Origin of the sequence: Microvirga pakistanensis, from assembly GCF_004458765.1 — a bacterium.
Classification (GTDB): domain Bacteria; phylum Pseudomonadota; class Alphaproteobacteria; order Rhizobiales; family Beijerinckiaceae; genus Microvirga; species Microvirga pakistanensis.
Genome location: NZ_SPJX01000610.1, coordinates 1 through 235 on the forward strand (window position 1 = coordinate 1; position 235 = coordinate 235).

The 235-nt window shown below is 66.8% G+C and carries 1 protein-coding gene; it reads left to right on the plus strand.

Translation table 11 applies throughout. From position 1 onward, the window contains the following. Window positions 1-2 precede the first annotated feature (2 nt). Window positions 3-235: co-chaperone GroES (locus E4K09_RS24070; protein ID WP_134500192.1), on the plus strand; the 233-nt coding region annotated here is incomplete at its 3' end.

Sequence of the window (235 nt, forward strand, 5' to 3'; positions counted from 1 at the left end):
CCATGAAGTTCCGTCCGCTGCACGACCGCGTCGTCGTCCGCCGCATCGAGGCCGAAGAGAAGACGGCCGGCGGCATCATCATCCCGGACACCGCCAAGGAAAAGCCGCAAGAGGGCGAAGTCATCGCCGTCGGCCCGGGCGCCCGTGATGAGAGCGGCAAGATCGCTGCTCTCGATGTGAAGGCCGGCGACCGCGTTCTGTTCGGCAAGTGGTCCGGCACCGAGGTGCGGATCGA